General features: G+C 57.6%; 27 protein-coding genes. 2 read left to right on the top strand and 25 right to left on the bottom strand.

Translation table 11 applies throughout. The features are described 5' to 3' along the window. Positions 1–45 precede the first annotated feature (45 nt). Entirely contained in the window at positions 46–771 is a 726-nt protein-coding gene (locus tag ACYPYQ_RS06955) for a double zinc ribbon domain-containing protein (RefSeq protein WP_459721878.1), read from the top strand. Here the strand turns inward: ACYPYQ_RS06955 and ACYPYQ_RS06950 are convergent. From ACYPYQ_RS06950 to ACYPYQ_RS06865, 18 genes are all read right to left on the bottom strand, one after another. Further along, a complete protein-coding gene (locus ACYPYQ_RS06950; RefSeq protein ID WP_459721876.1) occupies positions 768–1,811 on the bottom strand; it encodes a tetratricopeptide repeat protein in 1,044 nt (347 codons plus the stop codon). The genes ACYPYQ_RS06955 and ACYPYQ_RS06950 overlap by 4 nt on opposite strands. Next, positions 1,808–2,758 carry an ExeA family protein gene (locus tag ACYPYQ_RS06945; protein WP_459721873.1) on the bottom strand — a complete coding sequence of 317 codons (951 nt, stop codon included), beginning with the start codon at positions 2,756–2,758 and terminating at the stop codon, positions 1,808–1,810. Before ACYPYQ_RS06945 ends, ACYPYQ_RS06950 begins: the two co-directional genes overlap by 4 nt. Positions 2,759–2,761: 3 nt before the next feature. Continuing rightward, positions 2,762–4,420 (bottom strand): secretin N-terminal domain-containing protein, encoded by a 1,659-nt coding sequence (locus ACYPYQ_RS06940; protein ID WP_459721870.1) that lies wholly within the window; start codon positions 4,418–4,420, stop codon positions 2,762–2,764. Beyond that, positions 4,417–4,917, bottom strand: a complete 501-nt coding sequence (locus tag ACYPYQ_RS06935; protein WP_459721868.1) for a hypothetical protein — start codon at positions 4,915–4,917, stop codon at positions 4,417–4,419. The genes ACYPYQ_RS06940 and ACYPYQ_RS06935 overlap by 4 nt, the downstream gene beginning before the upstream one ends. Beyond that, positions 4,902–5,570 (bottom strand): agglutinin biogenesis protein, encoded by a 669-nt coding sequence (locus tag ACYPYQ_RS06930; RefSeq protein WP_459721865.1) that lies wholly within the window; start codon positions 5,568–5,570, stop codon positions 4,902–4,904. Before ACYPYQ_RS06930 ends, ACYPYQ_RS06935 begins: the two co-directional genes overlap by 16 nt. Then, positions 5,567–6,196 (bottom strand): PilN domain-containing protein, encoded by a 630-nt coding sequence (locus ACYPYQ_RS06925; protein WP_459721863.1) that lies wholly within the window; start codon positions 6,194–6,196, stop codon positions 5,567–5,569. The genes ACYPYQ_RS06930 and ACYPYQ_RS06925 overlap by 4 nt, the downstream gene beginning before the upstream one ends. Further along, positions 6,193–7,149 carry an agglutinin biogenesis protein MshI gene (locus tag ACYPYQ_RS06920; protein WP_459721860.1) on the bottom strand — a complete coding sequence of 319 codons (957 nt, stop codon included), beginning with the start codon at positions 7,147–7,149 and terminating at the stop codon, positions 6,193–6,195. Before ACYPYQ_RS06920 ends, ACYPYQ_RS06925 begins: the two co-directional genes overlap by 4 nt. A 164-nt stretch (positions 7,150–7,313) precedes the next feature. Next, complete coding sequence (locus ACYPYQ_RS06915) at positions 7,314–10,115, bottom strand: DUF6701 domain-containing protein (RefSeq protein WP_459721857.1); 2,802 nt, start codon at positions 10,113–10,115, stop codon at positions 7,314–7,316. A 142-nt stretch (positions 10,116–10,257) separates the two neighbouring features. Continuing rightward, complete coding sequence (locus ACYPYQ_RS06910; RefSeq protein WP_459721854.1) at positions 10,258–10,695, bottom strand: hypothetical protein; 438 nt, start codon at positions 10,693–10,695, stop codon at positions 10,258–10,260. Beyond that, positions 10,692–11,570: a PulJ/GspJ family protein gene (locus ACYPYQ_RS06905; protein WP_459721851.1), complete on the bottom strand. Its 879-nt coding sequence runs from the start codon at positions 11,568–11,570 to the stop codon at positions 10,692–10,694. The genes ACYPYQ_RS06910 and ACYPYQ_RS06905 overlap by 4 nt, the downstream gene beginning before the upstream one ends. Next, positions 11,567–12,286, bottom strand: a complete 720-nt coding sequence (locus ACYPYQ_RS06900; RefSeq protein ID WP_459721848.1) for a type IV pilus modification PilV family protein — start codon at positions 12,284–12,286, stop codon at positions 11,567–11,569. Before ACYPYQ_RS06900 ends, ACYPYQ_RS06905 begins: the two co-directional genes overlap by 4 nt. Next, positions 12,279–12,713, bottom strand: a complete 435-nt coding sequence (locus ACYPYQ_RS06895) for a hypothetical protein (RefSeq protein WP_459721844.1) — start codon at positions 12,711–12,713, stop codon at positions 12,279–12,281. Before ACYPYQ_RS06895 ends, ACYPYQ_RS06900 begins: the two co-directional genes overlap by 8 nt. A 75-nt stretch (positions 12,714–12,788) precedes the next feature. After that, a complete protein-coding gene (locus ACYPYQ_RS06890) occupies positions 12,789–13,265 on the bottom strand; it encodes a prepilin-type N-terminal cleavage/methylation domain-containing protein (protein WP_459721841.1) in 477 nt (158 codons plus the stop codon). 215 nt (positions 13,266–13,480) lie between these two features. Next, on the bottom strand, positions 13,481–13,855 hold the full coding sequence (locus ACYPYQ_RS06885; RefSeq protein ID WP_459721838.1) for a type II secretion system protein: 375 nt from the start codon (positions 13,853–13,855) through the stop codon (positions 13,481–13,483). Between the two features lie 207 nt (positions 13,856–14,062). After that, positions 14,063–14,680: a hypothetical protein gene (locus tag ACYPYQ_RS06880; RefSeq protein ID WP_459721835.1), complete on the bottom strand. Its 618-nt coding sequence runs from the start codon at positions 14,678–14,680 to the stop codon at positions 14,063–14,065. Between the two features lie 5 nt (positions 14,681–14,685). Beyond that, on the bottom strand, positions 14,686–15,225 hold the full coding sequence (locus tag ACYPYQ_RS06875) for a prepilin-type N-terminal cleavage/methylation domain-containing protein (RefSeq protein WP_459721831.1): 540 nt from the start codon (positions 15,223–15,225) through the stop codon (positions 14,686–14,688). Beyond that, positions 15,225–16,463: a type II secretion system F family protein gene (locus ACYPYQ_RS06870; protein ID WP_459721829.1), complete on the bottom strand. Its 1,239-nt coding sequence runs from the start codon at positions 16,461–16,463 to the stop codon at positions 15,225–15,227. The genes ACYPYQ_RS06875 and ACYPYQ_RS06870 overlap by 1 nt, the downstream gene beginning before the upstream one ends. A 2-nt stretch (positions 16,464–16,465) precedes the next feature. Further along, positions 16,466–18,169, bottom strand: coding sequence for a GspE/PulE family protein (locus ACYPYQ_RS06865; RefSeq protein ID WP_459721826.1), 1,704 nt, complete (start codon positions 18,167–18,169; stop codon positions 16,466–16,468). A gap of 105 nt (positions 18,170–18,274) precedes the next feature. On the opposite strand from ACYPYQ_RS06865, the gene trmL reads away from it, so the two are divergent. After that, entirely contained in the window at positions 18,275–18,736 is a 462-nt protein-coding gene (trmL, locus tag ACYPYQ_RS06860; protein ID WP_459721822.1) for a tRNA (uridine(34)/cytosine(34)/5-carboxymethylaminomethyluridine(34)-2'-O)-methyltransferase TrmL, read from the top strand. Here trmL and ACYPYQ_RS06855 read toward each other — a convergent pair. From ACYPYQ_RS06855 to ACYPYQ_RS06825, 7 genes are read right to left on the bottom strand one after another with little or no spacing between them, the layout of a single operon-like run. After that, positions 18,733–19,749, bottom strand: coding sequence for an NAD(P)H-dependent glycerol-3-phosphate dehydrogenase (locus tag ACYPYQ_RS06855; protein WP_459721820.1), 1,017 nt, complete (start codon positions 19,747–19,749; stop codon positions 18,733–18,735). The two genes, trmL and ACYPYQ_RS06855, sit on opposite strands and share 4 nt — an antisense overlap. A 3-nt stretch (positions 19,750–19,752) precedes the next feature. Next, on the bottom strand, positions 19,753–20,184 hold the full coding sequence (locus tag ACYPYQ_RS06850; protein ID WP_459721818.1) for an SH3 domain-containing protein: 432 nt from the start codon (positions 20,182–20,184) through the stop codon (positions 19,753–19,755). Further along, positions 20,184–20,669: a protein-export chaperone SecB gene (secB, locus tag ACYPYQ_RS06845; protein WP_459721815.1), complete on the bottom strand. Its 486-nt coding sequence runs from the start codon at positions 20,667–20,669 to the stop codon at positions 20,184–20,186. The genes ACYPYQ_RS06850 and secB overlap by 1 nt, the downstream gene beginning before the upstream one ends. A 17-nt stretch (positions 20,670–20,686) precedes the next feature. After that, positions 20,687–20,944, bottom strand: a complete 258-nt coding sequence (gene grxC, locus ACYPYQ_RS06840) for a glutaredoxin 3 (protein ID WP_459721812.1) — start codon at positions 20,942–20,944, stop codon at positions 20,687–20,689. Positions 20,945–20,952: 8 nt separating this feature from the next. Next, the gene (locus tag ACYPYQ_RS06835) at positions 20,953–21,387 is read right to left on the bottom strand and encodes a rhodanese-like domain-containing protein (protein WP_459721809.1); all 435 of its coding nucleotides are present in this window, start codon (positions 21,385–21,387) and stop codon (positions 20,953–20,955) included. Continuing rightward, complete coding sequence (locus ACYPYQ_RS06830; protein ID WP_459721806.1) at positions 21,350–23,143, bottom strand: PglL family O-oligosaccharyltransferase; 1,794 nt, start codon at positions 23,141–23,143, stop codon at positions 21,350–21,352. The genes ACYPYQ_RS06835 and ACYPYQ_RS06830 overlap by 38 nt, the downstream gene beginning before the upstream one ends. Continuing rightward, positions 23,137–23,346, bottom strand: coding sequence for a YgaP family membrane protein (locus ACYPYQ_RS06825; protein ID WP_459721802.1), 210 nt, complete (start codon positions 23,344–23,346; stop codon positions 23,137–23,139). The genes ACYPYQ_RS06830 and ACYPYQ_RS06825 overlap by 7 nt, the downstream gene beginning before the upstream one ends. Between the last annotated feature and the right edge of the window lie 22 nt (positions 23,347–23,368).

Here is a 23,368-nt window from a genome sequence, read left to right as displayed (position 1 = left end):
TTCGGCGCTAAATTGCGGCACGCATGTTCGTTGATGGAGGTTGTATTGTCAATTTTTGGCTCGCAATCGCTGAACATCAGCCCATATATTGCTCGCCTGCTACCCGCGCAACCCTGTTTCCTGTGCGGTGCCTCCAGTCACGACGGCTTGTGCTGTTCCGCTTGCGCCGACAGCCTGCCCCATCATACCGGTCCCGCTTGCACGGTCTGTGCCGCCCCCTTGCCCTCGGGCGAGGTGTGCGGACGCTGCCTGCAGCATCCGCCCGGCTTTATGCATACCCTCGCCGCCTTCCGCTACGAGTTTCCGCTGGATAGTCTGATCAAGGCGCTCAAGTTCGATGAGCAGCTGATCCTCGCCAACTTCCTCGCCGACGCACTGGCTTCGCGCATCCGTTCGCTCCCCGACTGCCTGCTCGCCTTGCCGTTGCATCCTGCGCGTTTGCGTGAACGCGGCTTCAACCAATCGCAGCTGCTTGCATCGCGCCTCGCCGCCGTGCTGCGACTGCCCCTGCTTACCGGTGCAGCGTCCCGTGTGCGTGACACACCCCCTCAATCCACCCTGCCCTGGCGGGCACGTAGCCGCAACATGCGCAGGACCTTCGCGTTGACGGCAGGTCTGGATGTGCGGGACAAACATGTCGCGATAGTGGATGACGTGATGACCACCGGCGCTTCGATCGATGCGCTGGCGCATCTGCTGCGCGATGCGGGGGCCAGGGAGGTCAGCGCCTGGGTGGTGGCGCGCACCGTTCCGCACCGGGAGAAGCGCTAGAGTCCCGCCAACCTCTGCTGCACGAAAGCGGTCAATTCGCGCGAGAGCGTACCGGTCGACAATGCCTGCTTGTAAGCCAGTTTGGCATCTTCCGGCCGCCCTGCCGCCTGCAGCGAGATGGCATAGCCCACACGCCAGACACCGTTGCGGGGCGATATCTGCAGCGCGATCTCATAGTGGGTCACGGCTTCTTTGTGTCGCTCCTGCCGCTGCAACAGCGCGGCATAGAACGCCTGATAGTCGGCTTGGCCATCAGCCGCAGCCAGATGCGCCTGCAGCGTCACTACCGCCAGTCCCAGCTGCTCGCGCCCGAGCTGCATCCTCGCCAGCGCCATGGCGTATGACAAACGCAGCGGTTTCAGGAGCAGGCCGGCTTGCAGGAGGCGCTCGGCCGCCGCTTGCTGGCCGTTCTCCTGCAACAGGGCAGCCATCGCGAGCCGTGCCGCCTCATGCTGCTCATTGCCCTTGAGGGCGGCTTCATAGGCAGCCATCGCTTCTGGCACCTTGCCCTGCTGTTGCGCTTGCAGACCTTTGCGGTAATCCGCATCGGCACGTTGCAACGGGCTGATCTGCTTGACGGGCAGCGGTGCCTCCCTGCGTGTGATGACGGGCGGGCTGCTCGGCGCTTCGCGCACCGGCAGCGGCTCGACTGCCATGTCCGCCACCAGCGGGCGCGAGGATGACGATGGCGGCTGGAGCTGCGGTTCGCTTTCGCGCAACGATTCAGGTAGCGGCAGCGCGCTGAGCTCATAGCTGAGTCGTACAGCGGGGCCAGTGCGCGGTTCAGCTTCCTGCTCGACCACGGTCGGCGCTAACGGGGAAACACTGCTGCCCTGTGCCTCCGGTCCCGGGCTTTCGGCTTTGTGTTTCCACAACCAGCCCCCCGCACTCGCCACGAGCAGGACTCCTGCAGCAAGTGCCAACGGTTTGATCCAGTCCCGTTTCGGCAATGCGGGGACGGCACGGATCTGCGTCTGATCCGGTGCGGTGTGTGCGCCGCGCTGTTCCAGCTGGTTCAGAACCTGATTGATCAGGCTCATAGTGACAACACCAGCGCGATGACGCTCAGCGCCACGGCGATGACCAGACCCGACAGTGCCCATGGCAGCCAGTCCCGTTTCACTTCGGGTGTATCTGCTGCCGCACTGGCGACATGCTTGCTGCCAACCTGCTGCCGTCCCTCGGCGAACGCCAGCATCAAGGCCTTGTGCGCGAGGATGTTCACCAGCCTCGGTGTACCGCCCGTCACACGATGCATCTTGCCTACCGCGCTGCGGGCGAACAGCGTCTCGCCGGCGTATCCAGCGACTGCGACTCGATGGCGCAGATAACGCTCCAGTTCGTCGCGGCGCAGGCCTTTCAGCTCGTACTGGAAACTGATGCGCTGGCGCAATTGGCGGATGGAATTGTGGCGCAGACGGTCATTCAGCTCCGGCTGCCCGAACAGCACCACCTGCAGCAACTTGCGCTTCTCCGTCTCCAGATTGGTCAGCAGGCGCAGCACTTCCAGGCTCTCCAGCGGCATCGCTTGCGCCTCGTCCAGACAGACCAGCACGCGTTTGCCTTCGCGTGCGAAGTGGAGCAAGGCGCGCGTCAGTTCTTTCAGCAGCATGTGCTGGTCGACGTTGGGATCCAGCTCGATACGGAACTCATCCGCCAGCGCCAGTAGCAGGCTGCGCGGCTCCAGATAAGGATTGGGCAGGTAGGCGGTGACGAATTGGGTGCCCGCCGATTGGGTGCCGGCATCCTGGGTACCGATCAGCGTGGTGGTCTGTCGGCCCTGACTCAGGGAGGAGAGGAACTTGCGGCACAGCAAGGTCTTGCCGTTGCCCACTTCGCCGGTGATCTTGATGAATCCTTCACCGTTGCGAGCCGCGACCAGCAGGGTGTTCAGCCCCTCCTGATAATTCGTGCAGGCGAAAAAGAAGCTGGTATCCGGTGTCAGCGAAAAGGGTGGTTCGCGCAGTCCGAAATGCTGCAGGTACATCGCTTAACGGGTCATGCCCTTGATGCGGTCACGGCTGCGCGTGATGTCGTCGGACCAGTCTTTCTCGCTGTTCACCACCGTCGGCTTGATCAGGATCACCAGTTCGCGTTTCTGCGATGTCTGGCTGTTCTGCCCGAATAGCGATTTTGGCAATCCCGGCAGGCCTGACTGGTCTTCATAGGTGGCTTGGCGCATCAGACCGCCGATCGCCACGATCTGTCCATCCTTCGCGCGCACGATGCTGTCTGTCTCGGATATCGAACTGGAGGCCAGTGGCAGGTTCAGTGTGCCGCCCACGCCGCCCACATTGATGGTCTTGTTGACCGTGCTGACCAGGCTGACCGACGGATGGACATGCAGGATGATCTCGTCGTTCTGGTCGATGCGCGGCGTCACATCCAGCGCGATACCGGAGAAGAACGGCTGCAAGGTCACGCTGGGCGTGCTGGTGGTGGCCGTGCCGGTGGTCGTGGTGTTCGTCACATTGGTCACAAAGAACTCGTCCGTACCCACTTTCAGCACAGCCTTCTGGTTGTTCAACGTTGCGATGCGCGGGCTGGACAGTACATGCACATCACCCTGCGATTCGAGGAAGTTCAGCAGCGCCGCGAAGTTGCTGGTCTGGAAGGCGAGGCCGAATATGCTGCCCGCGATGGCGCCCGCCGGTAGCGATCCGGCAGCGGCCAGCGCGATATTCGTTCCCGGCGTCGATGTCACGATCCCGTTGGTGATCGAGCCCCCCGCATTCGGCAAGCTTGTGCCGTTGGCAAGCTGGCCGACGCTGAGTCCGCTGTTGGCCGTATTCTTGATCGCACCCCAATTGACGCCGGACTGGAAGGATTCGTTCAACTGTACTTCCACGATCTTCGCCTCCAGGATCACCTGACGTTCGATGGAGATCTGTGAAGCCTTGAGGTAGGCGGCTACATTCTTCATCTCTTCCGCCATCGCGCGCACCACGATCACACCCGACATCGGGCTGATCACCACGCTACGGCCTTTCTCGTTGCCGACGATGGCAGCCAGCGATTTGCTCAGCTCATCCCAGAAATCGGCACTGCTGGTCATGCTAACCTTGCTGCTGTCCAGCGCAGACTGCCCGCCGGTCGAATTGGTGGCCACACCGGTCGCGCCGGTGGAAGAGGTCGGCGCGTCCGACACGGAGCCAGATGTCACACGCAGACTGGATTTACCCTCGCGCTGGCCGGTCAGATAGTTCACATGGAAGATGCGAGTCTGCAGACCCAGTGGCTGTATGTAGATGCGCGTGCCGTCGATCTTGTATTCGTAACCGTACATCTCGCGGATGGCTTCCAGAGCGTCGAACACGGTCACGTCTTTCAGGTTGAGCGAGATGCTCCCTTCGATATCCGGATGCAGCAGCATGCTGTAGCGCGTGCCGGACACGATGGCCATGAACACCTGCTGGGCCGGCGTGTTGTTCACGGCAAGGTCGAACTTCGCTTCAGAGGCGGCGGAATCGGCTGGGGCAGTCTGCCCCGGCAATGGCGGCAGCAGCGCGTCATAGACCTCTGTCTGCGTGCTGGCCTTTACTGCCGCATCCAGTTCTGTGTCGATCTGGCCCTTGGCGTTCTGGCTGGCACCGTTCGTCGCGCAACCGGCGAATGCAAACAGACTCAGCACGATGAATAATTGCCTCATTTTCCACTCCCATCCTTGGTGTCTTCATCCACGCAGGTCACGACCTTCTTCTTTGCCGGCGCGGTTTTTTTCCTTGGTTTCTTCTTTACGGCCACTTTGCGTATGGTCTGCAGGCCGCTACGCCCAGCGCAGGCCAGCTCGTTCTTGGACAGATTGACCGTCGGATACATGTGCATCACCTGGCGCCCTTCCGGCCCCATCAGTACCACGCAGGTCTCGTTCACGACCGTAAGCGTCGCGTTGCCATACTTCTTGCCGACTTCCACTTCCGTGCCATTGATGATGGCTGCCTCACGCTTCCCGGAAAGGATCACGGATTGCAAACCGGTGGGGGCAATCTTTGTAGACGCGGTATCCACGATTTGTCCGTCCAGCCCGGGTACCAGATCGAACGCGGGGCGCGTTGGATCGTCCAAATCGGCAGCCGCCCATGCACCCATGCCCGGCATCATGCATAACAGCAAAGCTGTGGCGAGTCGCTTCATACCTGTAGCCATGTCTTGTCCAAACTGAGTGTATACAGTGTCAGTGTCAATTCCGCTTGGGGGTATTTCACCACATTCAGGCTCGCCATCCCCCAGAACATCTGGGTAGGCAACTCTTCCAGCATCTGGAGATATTGCGTCAAATCGGCATAACTGCCGCGCACTGTGATCTTGACGCCGTGCTTGTAGATCTGCTTGCCCGTTGCCGTGGCGGGCTGGGGATCCTTGGCCGACGGCTCAATGAAGTTCGCCACCTGCATCGTCTCCAGCGAGACCAATTGCAGGCGGCCGTTCTTTACCAGCACCTGTTCCAGCAGATGTGCCATACGCTCGGGAGCCACGAGCTTGTCCTGAGTTTCCTTCAGGAACATCTCGCCCTGCGCAATCTGCTCGCGCAGCTGACGGATACGCTCGCGCTGCGGCGCGTCCTTGTCGGCTTCCTTAGCCTGCAACAGCGCCGCCAACTGCCCCTGTATCTCCTTCATTTTCTCCTGCTGCTGCACCACCTGAGAGGAAAGCCGTTTCTGCTGTTGCAGCAGGGGATTGAGGAAGAACGAGTCGATCAAAGCCACCAGCGCGAACGCAACCGCTGCGAAAACCAAGGCGCGCTCGCGCAGCGACATCGCGTCGATCTTTGAAACAATCTGATCCCATCGCTCTTTCATTTTTTCCCAACCTCCCCGGCGACCACCGATCTCAGGTTGAATTCAACATACCCCGTCGCCGACTGATTATTTGCAGCTTCCGGCTGCTTCATTTGCAAGGCAGCGAACGATTTGCCCCGCATCACCGGCTCACGATTCATGCGCTGGATATATTCCGGAAGGAGCCGTGGATTGACGACGGCCCCTTGCAGACTCATCTGCGCACCATCGCCATTGATGTCGAAACCGGTCAGCCACAAGCCCTTGACCGTCTGGCGCGCGAATGCGCGCAGATATTCCGAATAACCCTGTGTATTGCCGAACGCACCGCTCTTGAGCGTCGCAAGCAGGGTTTCCTGCTGGCTGGCCTGCGCTTCAACCATCTGCAACTCATCGTTCAGCTGCTTCTGCGCGCGCTCCGGGGAGAACTCGTTGATGTAGTTGACCAGACGCCTCTGCTCCGCCTCGTAGCGCACATTCATCTCGGCCGTCTGTTTCGCCAGCAGTTTCACCTGGTACATGGCATAACCGTAGAACAGCATCGATCCCAGCACGATGAGCAGCAAAGCCTGCAGCATGGTCAGCGCCGAGAAATGCTTCCTCTGTTTGAGAAAGACCGGGTTGAACAGGTTGATCTGCTGGCTCATAGCGCTTTCTTCTCCAAGCGCAGCGCGGCACCCAGCGCGTACAGCGCGTAACTCGCATACTCGCTATCGGCCAATTCCGGCACCCCGACGATATCCATCCCTTGCGCCAGATCGAGCCCTTCGACCGGCATGCCCAAGCTGCCGCCCAACACGGCGACCATGCCCAGTTCTTCCGGAGCGGATACCAGCATCCGATTGATCGACAGGTGATGGAATTGACGGTCGAAATAATCAAGCGAACGCTGCACTTCCAGTTCGACGCGATCACGGTACTGCTGACGCAGCGTCTCGTCCGCATCGGACAACTGCCCGACGGTGATCTCGATGCGACGGGCCAGGAACAACTCGCCGTCGCTGGTGATCGTGAGCAGCCCCCCCTCATCATCGAAAGACAGCATCGCCAGGCCCCTGCCCTCGGTCTCGAACAGTGCAGCAATGTTGCGTTGCGCCGTTTCGGGGATGTCGATCACGGACAGGTCTATCTTTGCCTTGTCGAACATGCTGATGCGCTTGCGTATCGTCTCGTTCGAGGCCGCTACGGCATACAACGATTGCGGACGCTCACTGCCATACTTTCCGATGGGGATTTGCAATACATCGATGGTCGCATCATCCACATGGTAGTTGAGCGAGTCCTTGATCTTCCAGCGGATGGCTGTTTTCAATTCATCCACCGGCACATTCGGTGCCTCGACCATCAGCATCTGATACTCGTTGGGAGCCAGCAACGTCGTGACGCGCGCATTATCGAGTTGCAGTTCTTTGCGCACTCTGTCCAGCGTAGCCGAATTCACCTCGGTCGCGGCAAGGAATGTGCAGCGCGTGACCTGCGGACGCGCCCCGACATACTTCGCCTGCGCGACATAGACCCCCTTGCTTCCAAGGGTGACAGCTGTCCAGCCGGCCTCACGGCTACCGCGCTGGAACAACGAGAATAATCGGGAAAATTCCATAATTTGGGCGAACTTAATCTACTAACCTATTGCCGTCAAGGATAAATTTCATTTCAAAGCGTCAAACTTCCGGCATTTCTCAACCACAATCGTCGCGTTTCCGTCACTCGAAAGAAAAACGGCCACACCCAAGGCATGGCCGCCTGACGAAATACCGACTTCCGTCAATACGCTTCGCGCAGATAGATGAATTCCTTGCTGCCTTTGTAGATCCCGAAAGTGGCCTGTCCTGTAGGGTTCGAAAGCCCCCCTTCCCATGCATACTTCATCCATTCCGGAACCGATGGAGATACCGTCACTACGCCATTTATCATTGGCTTAGTGAGTATCAGCCCACCTTGTCCAACTTGAAACGGCGAGTTGAAAGTCTTGCTCACCGCCGCGCCACCAGGCTGTAAAACCAACGCGCCTATCGTGGCAACAGTGCAACTGTCTGCGCCATTCAAATCCCAGCGCGAGCCGGTGTGATACTCAGCCATGAACGGAAGTTCCAAATCCAACAATTGCGAACCATAGGCATTGGCCAGGCGCGCCCTTCCGCTACGCACCTCCATCAGGACCTCATGCCCTGCAGAATTCACTGCGGGGGTATCGGCATCGGTTGCACGCAATGTCAACGTCAGCGGAGCAACTTCTGGCGTTGCATAGGAATAGGTTACAGCACTTGCGCTGCCCACTCCTGCCGCGAATCCTGAGGCTGGAATCGTGTTGGCTGCAAATCCCGTTGCGACACCAGCATTCGAAATTGTGGTGAGGTTCGCGAAAGCACCCGCATAGTTCTTGGTCACATTATTGGTAGCTGCATAGGCTGTTACCGTCACACCGAATGGCTGCCCTGCTTTCAAAGGACTGCTCGATCCCGCATAAGAGAAAGTCCCGCATGCCGGCGTGGCAGTCGTTACAAAATAGGCCGGCTGAAAGCGTCCCACACCGGTCTGCGTTCCCGTTACTGCGCTGGGCAATGTCCAGCCCAAATAAGTGCTCATGCCGGCATTAAGATCAATTGTTCCCACTTCATCCCAAGTCAGGGAGTTGCTGGATACGCCATTGACAAAGGTAGCCGCGTTTTGATTGATCGCCGTCGCATTGCCCAAGGCAGGCTGCGGATTGGCGGAAGACAAAGTCACCGTGCCATTAAAGTTCGGCGTAGTTGCAGCGCACGCATTCTTGGCGGTCACACTGGCATTGAACGCCTGTCCTGCGACCAAAGGCGCAACGGGGATATTACTGAATACGAAACTGGCGGGCGCGGCGATGAATGCACCGCTACCGATCATTGCCACTCCTGTGGGGGCGGTGCCATTTGCCGTCAAGGTCAGCTTTCCAGCATCGGCATAACTCAAACTCAATGTAGCCGTGCCGTTTGCATCAAAAGGTAATTGATGCGTTGCCGCTGTGGTTGTAATGCTGGTCAGATCAGAGCCAGACAACACATTAATCGACTGCGTGCCACTGGCTGGCGAGGTGTAAGCAAAGCTCAGATCCACAGGTCGCGTCACATTTTGATAGGCAGGCACACAACGTCCCGTGCCTCCCGTCTGTACTGCCTCGATGGTGGCCGTGGCATTGGTGCAAGAAGTGTGATTGGGGATAGTGACGACGAAACCAGCATCGCTGAAGTTCATCACACAATTCGCCACATTGTTCACTGTACAAGTCGTTGCCGCAACGGCAGCGGGATTTGCCGTAGCCGACAGCGTGACTGGGCCCGCTGTCGTTTGCTGCACAGTGGTGGTGGCGATACCCGTCGCGTCAATGGTAACCGCAACACCCGCAGGCGCAGGAGTGACCATCACCCCCCCGCCCGTGTAGAGATTAGCGCATGTAGGATCGACAGCAGCACTCTGCGCACAGGCACGCAAGGTGATCGTGGATGGTGAGCACGTCAGCCCGCTCCCCGTGTGCTGAATCAAAATATGATCTGGCCCTGTTGTACAGCCAGTCGCAGTTTGTCCAGCCATGAAGGTGGTGCCATTCGGGTCGATATAAACTGCATTGATATTGTTTGTTTTATTAACTTCAGGAATCTGCGTCCACGGCCCAACCCCATTGGGTCCTGAGGTGATTTGAGCGCCGTTATCACCAACTGCGGTGATCGCGCCATTCACCGGATTGATTGCAATGCCATTCAGATCAAATTTCCCGGCACCGGTTGTAGTAATCAGCTCAGTCCATGCTCCAGTTGTCGGGTTGTATTGATAAACAAACCCTTTGTTATTGTTTGCTTGCCCGGTGACGTAAATATTGCCCGCCGCATCTCCAGTGATCGCCTGAAAATCAGCATTATTTGCACCGGCAGGATAGGTGGCAGTAATGAGAGTCCAAGCAGTAGGAGGCGTTCCAACAACCTTGGTGTAAAGCGCACCATTGTCAGCCAACGCATAGACATTCGTCGCACCACCCCAGATCGCCTCAAACTTATCTGCGTTCTGGTTATTCACTTTGGGAACCAAATTAGTATCTAGCTGACGTATCCATGTTGTACCGTTGAAAAAATAAATGCCTTGATCGCCCACCACATACGTCTGGTTCGGCCCGAAAGTTTTCACACCGTTTGCATCTTGGGTTGGCGCAGTACCCGTCGTAGGCATGGCCGACCATGTCGTGCCGTTGAACTGCACCAGCGGTGTTGTACCAAACTTGTTATCACCCACAGCCACGGCGTGATTTGTACTCGCCACGCTGACCCCGTTCAATTGGGCAGTATTGGCGGGCAATGCAGTTGCAACACCATTGACATAAACCACGCCCAGCTTGTCATTACATGGGACGGGTGCAACAACGCAGGTCGGCTCGCCCACGCCAATCACCAAGCCCGGCACGCCCGCCACGCCATTCAATTGAATGTCTGGATTCATAGGTTGAATCAGACCATTATTGACTGTACATACTGCCGCAACCACCGCATTGGGGGAAACAAGCAGCATGACCAAGCTCAAGGAAAACGTTTTAGTAAAAATATTCATTTCAACCTCACTTAGCGCGAAAGTGCCGTATCTGCACAATTTATCCAAAATCTAGAGAAGGGCCAATTCAATCAAATCTGTCAATCCCGCCGCGCGCGAATGACGACTTCTTCACACCTTCATCAAATCGTTACACCAACATTTACTGCGAAATGCTCACTCGCATCTGCCGCTCAACAAAACCCGCCTGACCTGCCGCTCCCTGCTTAGCGGTGGCTGTGAGGTCATACACTCTCACCGTACCGCCTGACGCACTGACATCGCTGTGTGCAGTGGACTGGCAGTCAACCTGGATATTAAAACCGCTCAATGTCGACCCGGCACTCGCCGCAACCGGACTAGACGTAGGCCCGGTACGGCATGCTGTCGCAAACGCTCCGCCAGAATTGGGCAACACCTGGTAAGCCCCCCACTCGATACCCACCTTGGCAGCTTGGAAGGCACGCGCGCCCATGACATCCATCGCGGAACTCTCGTGTTGAGATGTCGAAAAAGAAACCATCGCTATGCCCAAAAAGGACAGCACCACCAATAAAAAAATGGCGGTAATTATACTGAAGCCCCGTTGAATTTTTTTCATGGCAAATTATTCACATGCGCCGCGTTGTAGAGACTGACGCTTTCACCCTGTTCACTGATAGCCAAGCGCATGGTTACCAAACCCGACCTTTGCGAAATAGCGTTATACAAAAAATCACAATTGCTCACACTATTTGCCAGTAGCGCTTCTGTTGCGCCGGCTGGAAGCGTAGTAGGCTGTGTCGCGGCAATGGGGTAGCCCTGCCAGCGCACCAACTTTTGATTGGCCGCATCGCAAACATAAGTCACAGGCGACTGTACCACCTGAAAGCGGCATCCGCCCACCACTGCCCCGGTGATATCAGTCACACAAGAATCCAAGGGTAATTTGGCAGTAGAAGTGATGCTAATGGTTTGAGCACCCACACCGCTCACAACGCGGCGGTTGTGCGTCGCCAACGTGTTTCCTGCATAGGCGTTTGCACCAGCTTGCCCAGTGTTATAGACCACAATCTGGTCACCAATCACTACTTGTTGCGGCATCTGCCCAAACACCTCAAAGCAGGTGTCGGCGGCAGCAAAAGAAAGTGCATCACCATCTGCCGAGCCACCGCATAAAACCCCCGCCCCCGCAGATGAACGATAGCGTCCGCCACCCACAGTAGGGATGAATTCGAGAAAGCAGGTCGCCGTTCCATCGCACGTTCCTGAACGGCGAACACTGTTAGGCAGCGCCAATCTCAAGTCGCGCGCAATACGACGAAAAGCAGTATCTGCAATATCCGTCAATTCAGCTCGGCGCGCGCTATCCACATAACCCTGCACGGGTGCTTTGATGAATATCGCCACGATACCCGCGATGATGCCCGTGATAACGATGACCACAATCATCTCAACCAGCGTAAAACCTCGCAAATGCACGCTTGCCTTCATCATGGGACACTCCTAGGGGAATAACGCGTGCGAATTCCCTGCAGCACGATGTCGTTACCCGCAGGATCGGATACTGTGACCGTAATCAGCAAGGCATCACCGCTGGCTTGGGTGATTCCGCCCAAGTCTATGGCCGTCACCGTGATGGGGCTAAGCGCGTAACCGGCCAAACCTGTATTGGAATTCGTGATATCCATGATGGAACCCGCTGCCATCTGGAAATTGTGATAGTCATTCACATTATCGAACGGGGTGGTAGGCGAGTAACGCGTCTCACCAATTTCAGCACCCAACACCTCTGGGACTGTACACCCCGCCGTGGAGGTTGCCGTAACCGCGCTCGCATCGTTAGGATCACAATACGTAAACGGCATCAACTCCACTTCTTCCAAAATTGATTCTGCCACTGCCAGCGCTTGCTTGCGCACCAATGGGTCGGCACTGTGCGCCATTACCTGGTTCATCACCAGCAGAATACCGGTGAGCGCCACGCTGATGATGACGATGAAGATGATCAGTTCGATGAGGCTGATGCCACGCTGCTTGCTCTCCACCGCCGACAACAGATTCTGCACGCGCGCGCCGCCTTGCTTTGCCAGCGCAGGATTTTGCTTCCACATCTCGATGAAGAACTCCCTCATCTCGTCGGACCTATTAAGGCGCGCCAGCATGACTGCTTCCTTCAATACGCACTTATTCCCGATTCCCGCTTCACTCATTTGGGTCTTCTCCGCGCTTGATCTTCTCCAGCGCCGCAATATCAAGCTTGTCCTTATCTCGATTGGCACAGCGCTTCATCGTCAGCAGGTCGTCTATGGATGCGATCATCACCTGTTGCGAGAACAACTCGCCCACGACTGCGTTCTTGTGTAATTGCTCGAACGACACCTCGGGGCGGACCAATACATCTACCACTCCGCCACCTGTTTGTGGCTCTCTCAACGCAAAGGCCAGCATGCCCTTCTCGTGATGCCACTGCTCTAATTGCGCCGCGTTGCGCAAGGAATCGATCGGCACCGGCATCGAAGGCACCAAGCCGATCTGCCTGGCCACTCCAATGAAGCGCAAGAGGTTCTCATCATCCATCGCCAACACCAGATCCACATCGAAGGTGGCGCGAAAATAACCATGCAACTGCACTGCCATACCACCAACCAGCACATAACAAACATGCGCTTCGGACAAGGCTTTGAGTAGATCGCTGGTCCTCAATGGCAGCCCCTAATGTACATAACCCGTCTCCGCCTCGATGGTAATCGCCGTGCTACCAGTCACTGTGATGGATTGTGCCGCGCTCGGCTTGCCCAATGCATCGAAATTCATTGTCATTGGGCTTACAAAGCCGCCCAAGATCACCCCACCCGGGGCAGTAACGGTATATGGCGTAGCCCCGGCCGGGCTAGTGAGAGCATTACCCGGGCAAGTCGCTGTCGTATAAGCCGCACTGGGTGGTACTGGATCATAAGTCAGCGTGATTGTATTAGCCGTGAATGCGACACATACGAAGCGGTGTTGGGCAATTGCCACTTTCTGAGCATGCCGCAACGTTGCCACCACCTGATCGCGGAAACCGCGGCTTTCAAAACCACTCTGATCGAAGAAGCGCGGCAAGGCCGCAACGGAAATGATGCCAACGATCACGATGACCGTGATCAATTCCGTCAGTGTGAAACCGCGTTGGTTTGTCAGTAACTTCATCGACCGTATTTGCAATCCGTGAGTGAGATGCCTGCAGCACCCCACGATTGTTTGATAAGTCTTGTCGCGCTGGCGCACGACTTGATCACGCTCACAAAACAAAGGAGGCCACGGCCTCCTTTGTTCTATTACTTAATACTGCTTTCAACCTCGATAAATTGAGAGCAAGGAGTCAGTCAGAAATATATCGAGCCTGCCCCCTTTAGCTATTTAATTTAAATCGCTGGAACCACTGCAGAAACGGCATGCTCACCAGGAGCAGTACTACCATAACCAACTGTACAACCAGGCACAGTCCCACTTATCTTGTAGCCTGCTGGTACGCCACCTTCCAGAAGTGAACCAGCAGCAGTCTCGCAGGCCACACCAGAGGTTGGCGTGCAACCAACACCTGACGCACCACGCAAAGAACAAGTTCCGTAGTTGATTGCACCTGCCGAAGCCAATCCACCAGCAACACCCTTAACACCTGCGACCTTCGCATCCGAAGACAAATCCACAAACTTTGGCAATGCAGTCGCCGCCAGAATACCCAGAATCACGATCACCACGATCAGTTTGATCAGTGTAAAACCTTGTTGTTTCTTCATAATGTCTCTCCTAGAGATTGATGGGGCCGCAGCCCCGTTTTTATACCGAATCACTTGCTTCGCAAAAGGTCGCAACCCATCCCTCTACAAGTGCAGGCCAGTATACGCGATAAAACACGGACTTATCAAGTAGAAATTAAGTTGCTTCTACGAACGGCGGGCGGCGGGCGACGAACGGCAATCTACCCAGCGCTGCGTGAAGTCGTCTTATCTTCCCAGCCAAGCCAGCAACAACACCAGCGTATAGAGCCCGCCCAGCATCAGGAAGATGCCGACCTGGCGTGCATGCCGCTCAACATACACCTCCAGCCCATCGCGCGGGACTTCCAGCGGTTTCAATGTCTTGCGCAGAGACAGCCATTGGTTCGCCCCCTCCTCGAAGCCTCGCATCATGCTGGGGCGGAACAGGATGAACAGCGCCGCCACAATGGCCCCGAGAGCGCCCAGCAAGGCGCTGAGCACCATGGCATCGAGCAGGGCTTCCGCCAGTGGCTGCGGATAGGCGAAGCGTCTGGCCAAACCGGCTGCAGTCTCGGCACGCTCCAATTCAACACCAAAGAAATACAGGATGTACAGCGCACCGGCCAGGATCAGCGTGCCGGTCGCCTGACGGTGGCGATAGCACCACGGATCGAGTGTGATGCGGCGTTCGAGCGCGCGATCAAGGCGACGCGTGGAGATCCAACGATCCAGCAGGGTGCTGATGTTCTGCAACCGGTCGCGCCGGAACAGTAACAATGCGCCAACCACCATACCGGCGACACTGCCGAGGATGAGGAAGATGACTGCCGATTGCACCAGCCAGGATTGGATAAGTGGATTCATGGTTTTCAGTTAAGCCAGCGATAGGGGTGGGTCGGTTCGAACAGGGTGGAAGCCAACTCTTTGCCGGATTCGGGTTTCCCCAGCTTGGGCTCGTATCCCAGCCTCACATGGAAACGTATCCACTTGTTACCATCCGGCCCCGGCGTGAAGTTGTCCGACTGATTGAGCACATAGATCAGTTCGCGCGACTTGAGATCGAACATCCAGTTGCCGGGCGCGACGGTGCGCGGCGTGGGGTCGTAATACTCGCCCCTGTAGTTAGGCGGCAGTTTCTGCAGCCAGGTGACTGGATTATCGGTGGCGAGGATGCTCAACTCTTTCTCGCTTGCTGCGCCGCGAGTCTGCAACGCGCCGAAGCGCATCACCAACGCACTTTGCAGCGCGCCTTCCACCTGTTGCATGGCAGCCTTCTCCGCACGCTCCTGATAGAGTGGGATGCGCACCAGAAATAGGCCAGCCAGCACCACGATGATGATGATGACAACGATGAATTCGATCAGGGTGAACCCTCTGGAAGGCTGAGTGCCGAGTGCTGAATTTGTCATTAGTGCAATGCCGCCTTGCCCAAGTCCCACATCGGCAAGAAGATACCGAGCGCCAGCACCAGCACCAGCGCTCCCAGCAGCACGATCATGATGGGTTCGATCTGCGCACTCAGGGTCTTGACCTCGTATTCCACATCGCGTTCGTACATTCCCGCGACCTCGAACATCAGACCATCCAGATCACCCGTTTCTTCACCCACCGCGATCATCTGCATCACGGTCGGATTGAACACGCCGGTTGCATGCGCGGTACGCAGGATGGATTCGCCGCGTTCAACACCGTCGCGCATCTGCTCGATCTTGCTGCGCATGTATTCGTTGTCCACCACCATGCCCACTGTATTCAAGCCCTGCACGATAGGGATGCCACTCTTGAACGACAGCGCAAGACTACGCGCGAAGCGCGCCAAGGTGCCCTTGAGGATGATCTTGCCCGCGATCGGCAACTTGAATTTATAGCGATCCCATTTATAGCGGCCATCCGGAGTATTGATCCATGCCCGGAACGCCACCACCGCACCAATCAACCCTGCCACCAGCATCGGCCAGTAGTTCACCATGAAGTTGGAGAAACCCATCAGTATCTTGGTCATCAACGGCAGCTCGGCATGAAAGCCTTCGAAAACCTTGGCAAACGCGGGAATGACGAAGATATTCACGATGACGATGGCAATCGCCATGGCGATCACCACAAACATCGGGTAACGCACCGCACCCTTGATGCGCTCGCGCATGTCCTTTTCGAATTCCAGATGGTCGTACAGCCGCAAGAAGGTCTGGTCCAGCATGCCGGTCATCTCGCCGACTTGCACCATACTGAGATAGAACGGCGAGAAGATCTTGGGATGGCGACGCATCGCCGTGGAAAGCTCACGACCACTGTCCAGACTTTCGCGCAGATCCTGCAACATGGCCGCGAAAGTCGGGTTCTGCGAGGATTCCTGCAAGCCCGCCAGTGCGCGCATGATGGGCACGCCGGATTTGAGCAGGGTATACATCTGGCGCGAGAACAGCATCAATTCCAGCGGATCGACTGATCTTTCCTGATTGAGGCGCTGCCACAAGGAGGGTTCGTTCGCCTTGGTGGTACGGGAATTGTGGGAAACCTTGATCTCGATCGGCGTGATGCCCGTGTTCAGCAACTGGTCGGCGATGACACCGCTGTCCGCGCCTTCCAGTGTGCCTTGCACCAGTTCCCCACCGCGGTTGCTTCTGCCCTTATAGGAGAAAACCGGCACGCTTAATCCTCAACCTGATTACTGATACGCATCACTTCGGCGATGCTGGTATGTCCCAGCTTCATCTCGCGCAATGCCGCATCCAGCAGGGTGCGGTCTTTCAGATAGTTACGGGCAGCCTGCATGAAATGTGTGTTGTCGTCGTGCGCGGCAGCGTCCACCAGATCCTGCGTCATCTCCAGCATCTCGTAGACGCCCATACGCCCATGGTAGCCCGTGCCGCTACAGTGCGAACAGCCACGACCATGCACCAATTCACCCCAGGCTCCGCGCTCCACGCCCTCGACCTGCAGCCACTCGGTTTCCTGCGGGGTAGGCACGTGCGCTTCGCGGCAGCTTTCGCAGACACGGCGCAACAGGCGCTGCGCCAGCACACACTGCACCGAAGAAGCCACCATGTATTTCGGCACGCCCATGTCGACCAGACGGAACAAGGTACCGGCGGAGTCGCGCGTGTGCAACGTGGAGAACACCAGGTGACCGGTCATGGCGGCGCGCATACCGATCTGTGCCGTTTCCGCATCGCGCATCTCGCCGACCAGGATCACGTCCGGGTCTTGACGCAAAGCGGCACGCAGCACCTTGGAGAAACTGAGTTCGATCTTTTCGTTCACCTGCACCTGATTGATGCCGGGCAGGCGATATTCCACCGGGTCTTCCACGGTGATGATCTTCTGGTCGATGGTGTTGATCTCGGACAGGCCCGCATACAGCGTGGTCGTTTTACCGGAACCAGTCGGGCCGGTGACCAGCACCATGCCGTTGCTGCGCTGGATGATTTCGCGGAAACGCTTGAGCATGTCGGGCGGCATGCCCAGTTTATCCAGCGTGAGGAAGCTGTTGCTCTGGTTGAGCAGACGCATCACCACCGATTCGCCGTACTGCGTCGGCATGGTGGAGATACGCACATCGATCGCCTGTTCGCGCACGCGAACGTTGAATCGGCCGTCCTGTGGCAGGCGTTTTTCGGAGATGTCCAAACCGGACATTAACTTCAATCGCAAGGCGATCGCGCTGGAGATCTTGCTGTCGGCCTCGGTTTGCAGGTGCAATGCTCCGTCGATACGGAAACGGATCTGCAGGCGCGTCTCCTGCGGTTCGATGTGCACGTCGGAAGCACCGACCTGCGAGGCATCGTCGAACATGGTCTGCAGCAATTTGACCACCGGGGCTTCTTCGGTGCCGACGGTGTCGCTCAGCGCGCCGAAGTCGATGTAGCCTTCGCCCAGGTCTTCCGATATCTCTTTCGCCAGACCGCTGATCTCGTCGGTGCGACGGTAGACACGGTCGATGGTCTCCAGCAACTGACCTTCCGTCACCACCGCCACATCGATATCACGCTTGAGGATGCGCGCGATCTCATCGAATGCGAACAGATCGGTGGGGTCGGTCATGCCGACCAGGATGGCGCCGTTGCGCTCTTCCAGTGCCAAAGCACGGAAGCGGCGCGCCTGATTCTCGGGCAGGCGACGCACGATCTCCAGATTGGCGTTGTAGTACTTGAGGTTGATGTAAGGAACGTTGAGCTGCTTGGCCAGCGCTTCGGAGATCTGGTCTTCGCTGATGAAGCCGTTGTCCACCAGCACGCGCCCCAATTTGCGGCCGCTGCGTTTTTGCTGTTCCAGCACGAATTGCAACTGGTCGAGCGAGATGAGTTTTTGCTGTACCAGCAAGTCGCCGAGGCGAACTTTCTCCGGACGCGCCATAATTCCCCCTGAAGTTTTCTGCGATGCGTAGCCGAGTGCACCAACGATGGGAGCGGAAGTTAGCCGTTTTCCCTATATCTGACAAGACCTTTCACAACTTTTCACATGTTCAACATCATTCTTTTTCAGCCCGAGATCCCGCCCAACACCGGCAACGTCATCCGCCTCTGCGCCAACACCGGTGCGCATTTGCATCTGATCCGCCCGCTCGGCTTCGACCTGGACGACAAACAGTTACGCCGCGCCGGTCTGGATTACCACGAGTATGCCGCTATGCAGGTGCACGATGGCCTGCCGCAATGTTTGAGCGCACTGGGCCATCCGCGCTTGTTCGCGCTGACGACAAAAGGATCGCAGCCGTTCTTTGAGATGGAATTCAAGGCGGGGGACGCTTTTCTGTTCGGCCCGGAGAGCCGCGGTTTACCTGTGGATGTTCTGGATTCCCTGCCACCCGAGCGGCGCGTGCGCCTGCCGATGCGCCCGGACAATCGCAGCCTCAACTTGTCCAATGCGGTGGCAGTGACCGTGTTCGAAGCCTGGCGGCAGAACGGATTCGCGGGAAGTTAGTTCAATACAGGATGTTTGCCACTGGTAGAGAATTCCTCACCAGGCTCACGGCTCAGCAGCATCTCAACAGCCTTATCGGCATCGAGGTTCTCATACAGCACGCGATACACCGCTTGGCAGATCGGCATGTCCGCCTGATATCGGCGTGCAACGGTTTGCACTTCGCGCGCGGTGTACACACCTTCCGCCACATGACCGAGTTCTTTGAGGATATTGGGCAGGGATTGGTGACGGGCCAACAGCATGCCGACCTGGCGGTTGCGCGACAGGTCGCCGGTACAGGTCAGGATGAGGTCACCCACACCGGACAAGCCGCCCAGCGTCTCCGCCTTGCCGCCCATCAGCAGACCCAAGCGCGTCATCTCGGCCAAGCCTCGAGTCAGCAATGCTGCACGTGCGTTCAAGCCCATCTGCATGCCATCGCAGATGCCCGCGGCGATCGCCAGTACGTTCTTGATCGCCCCGCCGATCTCGACGCCGACTACATCGGTGCTGGAATAGATGCGCAAGCGCGAATGGTGCAAGGCTTTAGCAGTTCGTTGCGCGAACTCGCCGTCGTTCGACGCCAGCGTCAATGCAGTCGGCAGGCCGCGCGCCACTTCCTGTGCGAAGCTGGGGCCGGTCAGCGCACCGCGCGGGAATGCGGCAGGTAATATCTCGTTGACGATCTGATGCGGCAGCAGCGAGGTCTCGGTCTCGAAGCCCTTGCACAACCAGATCACGCCAACAGGCGATTGCAGTTTTGCTATTTGCTGTAACGTGGCACGCAGGCCGGACACGGGTACTGCCACAACGATCAATTGCGCATCACGCAATACCGCTTGCAGATCTTCATCCAGCGCCAGATTGTCGGGTAATGCGATGTCCGGCAGATAGCGGCGGTTACGCCGCGTCTCGCGCATCGCCGCCACTTGTGCGGCATCTCTGGCCCAGAGCGTGACGTCGTGGCGCTCCGCCAGACTGATCGCCAGCGCAGTTCCCCATGCGCCGGCACCCAATACCGCAATATTCATGCTTTAGTCACCCCAGACTTCCGAAGCCTTGATATAGCCGGCGGAACCGTCACGGTGACGCACCTTGACCCATTCACCGCTGTTGCCCTGCCATTCCATTCCCAGCTGGCGCGGCGCGATGAAAGCGACCGGCGCGCTGTTGCTCCAGCTGCTTCGCACCATGGCTGTCTGTGCAGTGACAACGACGTAACGTTTGCTGCTCAGATTGCGCTTCTCGATCCAGAACACCTTGCCGGTGGAGTCGCGCGCTTTGACCCAGGCTTCCAATACCACCAATTGTTGCAATGGCAGGAAGCGCGTGGCGACATAGAGCTTCTTGGCCTTGAGCGAATTGGCGTCGTACAGGATCGCCGGTTCGGCCACCGAGACGAACCCCAAAGCTTGTGCCGTAAAGCACAGAGCGGACAACCATAGCGTTGCCAGCAACCTCGCCATCAGTGTTTGACCGCTGCGCCCTCAGCCTGCGCTTGCGCCTGCTGCTTTTGTTGCTGATATATCGCTTCGAAGTTGATCGGATTGAGCAGCACCGGCGCGAAGCCGCCGCGCACTGCCACATCGGAAACGACTTCGCGCAGATAGGGATAGAGGATGTTCGGGCACATCACGGCCAGTATGCCTTCCATCTCGGATGCGGGCATGTTGCGCACCTGGAAGATGCCGGCCTGCTTGGCTTCGATCAGGAACATCACTTGCTCTTTCTCGGACACCTTTGCCGTCACGGTAACGGTCACTTCCACCTCGAACACGCCTTCTTCCAATTGGCCAGCCTTGGTTTGCAGTTGCAGATCGATCTGGGGATTCTCGCGCTGCAGGAAGATCGCGGGCGCATTGGGGATCTCCAGCGACAGATCCTTCACATACAGTTTCTCGATGTTGAAGATGGGGGCTTCATTCTGTGGAGAGGTTGCGTTCTCGGTCATTTTTCTTCCTTGGTTGATTATTGTTGCAGCAGGGGCAGCAGACCGCCCTCGCGATCCAGTTCGGCCATGTCGTCGAACCCGCCGATGTGGCGGTCGTCGATGAAGATCTGCGGCACGGTGCGTCGCTTGCTGCGCGCCTCCATGATGACGCGCTGTTCATCATCCAGGTCGATGCGGATCTTCTCGATCTCGGTGACACCGCGATTCTTCAGCAGACGTTCTGCATTGATGCAATAGGGACAGACGGCGGTGCAATACATCACGACTTTGGCCATGGCGATCCTTACTTCTTCTTTTCCAGCGGCAACTTGGCTTTCTGCCAGGCCAGCACACCGCCCGACAGTAGATAGACCTGCGAAAAACCCTGTTTCCCCAGCCAGGAAGCGATGGGCGTCGCACGTGCGCCGCTGCGGCACACCAGGATGATGGGGCGTTCGCGGTACTTCTCCAGCTCGCCGACCCGCTCTTTCAACTTGCCGGCGGGGAACAGTTTGCTGTTGATGATATGGCCGCTGTCGAACTCGCTCTGCTCGCGCACGTCGATCAACAGCGCGTCATTGCGGTTGATCAGGTTCATCGCCTGCAGCGTATCGGCTTCCTTGATACCGAGGATGCGGTTGCCGAAATAACTCCAGAACAGCATATAGCCGCTGATCAGCGTGATCGACAGGGTGAACAGGTTATCTAGCAGGAACTGCTGCACGACGGTACTCCTCATGATTCCGGGCTGCGGATTCTAGCAGAGGCTGGAACCGCGCGGGATGCCGCTCGGCCAGCGCTTCCATCTCGGCCTTTGCCGCTTCGTAATGGGACGGGTAACTCCATACTGCTTTCTCCAGCATATCCATTGCGGCCTGCGGTTGGTCCGACAGGGCCAGCAAGGACGCCTGGTGGTAGCTAACGATGCCGGTTGGTATGTAGCGGACTGCGCGGGTATTCAGCGCCAGCTTTTCTGCCAGATGATCCTCGTCCGGTGCCATCATGTGCGCGATGAACAGCTCGGCATATCCGTTGAACAAGGGGAACTCCAATGCCTCCAGCAGCTCATCCCGCGCACGTTCAGCGTAGCCAGCATCCCGCGCGGCCTGTCCCCGCATAGTCGTCGCGGTTTCAAGATGGCGATAGGCCTGCAAGCCCTGGAACAGGGACAGCGCTCCCAGCAGCAGGATGGCGGCCACAGACGCCCTTCCAACACCGCGCAACTCGAGTCGATGCGCGCCCGCATCGAGCGCACCCAGCAAGATCGCTGCCACTCCGATGAAATGCAGATACCAGAGTGGATACTCAAGCAGGGAATGGATGCCCAGCACCGCCAGCACCGCTACCGCCCACCATCGTTCCAGCGTATACGTTGCATGGCGCAGCATTGCATGCCAAGCCCATATCCCCAAGGTTGCCAACAGCGTGAACAATCCTGCCAGGCCCGTCTCGGCCGCCAATTGCATGACGATGTTATGCGCATTGTTGTACAAGCCGACGATCTCGGGATTGCGCAATTCTGCGGCCAGTTGCAGATGCTGGTAGGCGAACTGGCCGAAGCCCGCGCCCAACAGCGGGAACTGCGCGAAGATCAGCAGCGATTCCTTCCACAGATGCAGGCGGATGCTCTTTGTCCCTGCCAGATTGATCAGCCTTTCGGCTGCCGACACACTATCTGTGCTTCCCTGCAGCCACGGCAGCTGTACCAGACCGTGCATCAATGCATAGGCGACACATAACGCCACCGTATAACGCAGGAGTGAGCGCAATGCCGGCTCCTTGCGCTGCCACCACCAAGCCAGCATGAGTGCGGCGACCAAATATAACCAGCCGCTGCGCGATCCGGACAACACCATGACGAACAACATGGGAGAGGCCAGCAGCATCGTTAGCCAGATGCGCCATCCGAAACGGTGCTGTAACAGCCCCAGCGAGAACAGGCCCAGCGCCACGTAGTGAGCGAAATGGTTGGGCTGCGCGACGTTGCCGTACACGGCAGCTGAGGTCTTGACGGTCACCACCGAATTGAAAAAAGTTTCCCAGCGATAATGCTGTAGCACGCCTGCCAGGGTATTCAGTTCTGCGCCGACCAGCAGACAGGCAGCCAATACTGTCGCCAATCTCGGCATGCCGATCTGCTCGCGCAGATGCTGCCCCAGCATCATGAGCAAGGCCGCGAACAACAAATACAGCGACAACATCAGCACATGATCGAAGTGGATGACCAGATCCAGCATGAACTGCAGCAGCAATATCAGCATCAGCCCGATCGGCAGCAACACGATGCCAGGCACCTGCGGGGCCAGCCAGTAGCGCCGTGTCAGCAGCAGCGGCAAGGCACACACTCCGAGCAGCGCAGCCAGCCATTCCTGATAGAAGGTGGTGAGCGGATAGGCGTGGAGATAATACAGAAATGGAAAAACCCACATCAGGCCGACGAAGGCCAGACTGATGTGGGCGGATTTGGCGGGAAGGGTTAAGAGTCGGTTCAGCAACTGCCCTTGACGCCAAGCTTGGCGAGGATATTGTTCAAGGGACAGAACTGGGTGAAGCCGCTCTGGAACAGGTTCAGGCCGACGAAGGCGGTGAACAACAGAAAGTACTCGCTGACGAACAGCGGGCTGGCCTGTGCACCCAGTGCCAGCGACAGCATGACAAAGAAACCTGCGACGATACGGACGATACGTTCTGCATTCATGTTTTAAAGCTCCTAGGTAAAG

The organism is Sideroxyarcus sp. TK5, from assembly GCF_054601595.1.
Note: the sequence above shows the minus strand (reverse complement) of the source record. Positions and strands in the feature narration are given on the sequence as shown.

What these genes read in the sequence shown, in the direction of transcription:
- ACYPYQ_RS06940 (WP_459721870.1), bottom strand. Translation starts at nt 4,420, where the DNA reads ATGAGGCAATTATTCATCGTGCTGAGTCTGTTTGCATTCGCCGGTTGC.
- ACYPYQ_RS06885 (WP_459721838.1), bottom strand. Translation starts at nt 13,855, where the DNA reads ATGAAGAAACAACAAGGTTTTACACTGATCAAACTGATCGTGGTGATC.
- ACYPYQ_RS06905 (WP_459721851.1), bottom strand. Translation starts at nt 11,570, where the DNA reads ATGATGAAGGCAAGCGTGCATTTGCGAGGTTTTACGCTGGTTGAGATG.
- ACYPYQ_RS06890 (WP_459721841.1), bottom strand. Translation starts at nt 13,265, where the DNA reads ATGAAGTTACTGACAAACCAACGCGGTTTCACACTGACGGAATTGATC.
- ACYPYQ_RS06880 (WP_459721835.1), bottom strand. Translation starts at nt 14,680, where the DNA reads ATGAATCCACTTATCCAATCCTGGCTGGTGCAATCGGCAGTCATCTTC.
- ACYPYQ_RS06950 (WP_459721876.1), bottom strand. Translation starts at nt 1,811, where the DNA reads ATGAGCCTGATCAATCAGGTTCTGAACCAGCTGGAACAGCGCGGCGCA.
- ACYPYQ_RS06935 (WP_459721868.1), bottom strand. Translation starts at nt 4,917, where the DNA reads ATGGCTACAGGTATGAAGCGACTCGCCACAGCTTTGCTGTTATGCATG.
- secB (WP_459721815.1), bottom strand. Translation starts at nt 20,669, where the DNA reads ATGACCGAGAACGCAACCTCTCCACAGAATGAAGCCCCCATCTTCAAC.
- ACYPYQ_RS06835 (WP_459721809.1), bottom strand. Translation starts at nt 21,387, where the DNA reads ATGAGGAGTACCGTCGTGCAGCAGTTCCTGCTAGATAACCTGTTCACC.
- ACYPYQ_RS06930 (WP_459721865.1), bottom strand. Translation starts at nt 5,570, where the DNA reads ATGAAAGAGCGATGGGATCAGATTGTTTCAAAGATCGACGCGATGTCG.
- trmL (WP_459721822.1), top strand. Translation starts at nt 18,275, where the DNA reads ATGTTCAACATCATTCTTTTTCAGCCCGAGATCCCGCCCAACACCGGC.
- ACYPYQ_RS06855 (WP_459721820.1), bottom strand. Translation starts at nt 19,749, where the DNA reads ATGAATATTGCGGTATTGGGTGCCGGCGCATGGGGAACTGCGCTGGCG.
- ACYPYQ_RS06945 (WP_459721873.1), bottom strand. Translation starts at nt 2,758, where the DNA reads ATGTACCTGCAGCATTTCGGACTGCGCGAACCACCCTTTTCGCTGACA.
- ACYPYQ_RS06825 (WP_459721802.1), bottom strand. Translation starts at nt 23,346, where the DNA reads ATGAATGCAGAACGTATCGTCCGTATCGTCGCAGGTTTCTTTGTCATG.
- ACYPYQ_RS06915 (WP_459721857.1), bottom strand. Translation starts at nt 10,115, where the DNA reads ATGAATATTTTTACTAAAACGTTTTCCTTGAGCTTGGTCATGCTGCTT.
- ACYPYQ_RS06875 (WP_459721831.1), bottom strand. Translation starts at nt 15,225, where the DNA reads ATGACAAATTCAGCACTCGGCACTCAGCCTTCCAGAGGGTTCACCCTG.
- ACYPYQ_RS06920 (WP_459721860.1), bottom strand. Translation starts at nt 7,149, where the DNA reads ATGGAATTTTCCCGATTATTCTCGTTGTTCCAGCGCGGTAGCCGTGAG.
- ACYPYQ_RS06910 (WP_459721854.1), bottom strand. Translation starts at nt 10,695, where the DNA reads ATGAAAAAAATTCAACGGGGCTTCAGTATAATTACCGCCATTTTTTTA.
- ACYPYQ_RS06925 (WP_459721863.1), bottom strand. Translation starts at nt 6,196, where the DNA reads ATGAGCCAGCAGATCAACCTGTTCAACCCGGTCTTTCTCAAACAGAGG.
- ACYPYQ_RS06850 (WP_459721818.1), bottom strand. Translation starts at nt 20,184, where the DNA reads ATGGCGAGGTTGCTGGCAACGCTATGGTTGTCCGCTCTGTGCTTTACG.
- ACYPYQ_RS06865 (WP_459721826.1), bottom strand. Translation starts at nt 18,169, where the DNA reads ATGGCGCGTCCGGAGAAAGTTCGCCTCGGCGACTTGCTGGTACAGCAA.
- grxC (WP_459721812.1), bottom strand. Translation starts at nt 20,944, where the DNA reads ATGGCCAAAGTCGTGATGTATTGCACCGCCGTCTGTCCCTATTGCATC.
- ACYPYQ_RS06895 (WP_459721844.1), bottom strand. Translation starts at nt 12,713, where the DNA reads ATGGCAGTGCAGTTGCATGGTTATTTTCGCGCCACCTTCGATGTGGAT.
- ACYPYQ_RS06900 (WP_459721848.1), bottom strand. Translation starts at nt 12,286, where the DNA reads ATGAGTGAAGCGGGAATCGGGAATAAGTGCGTATTGAAGGAAGCAGTC.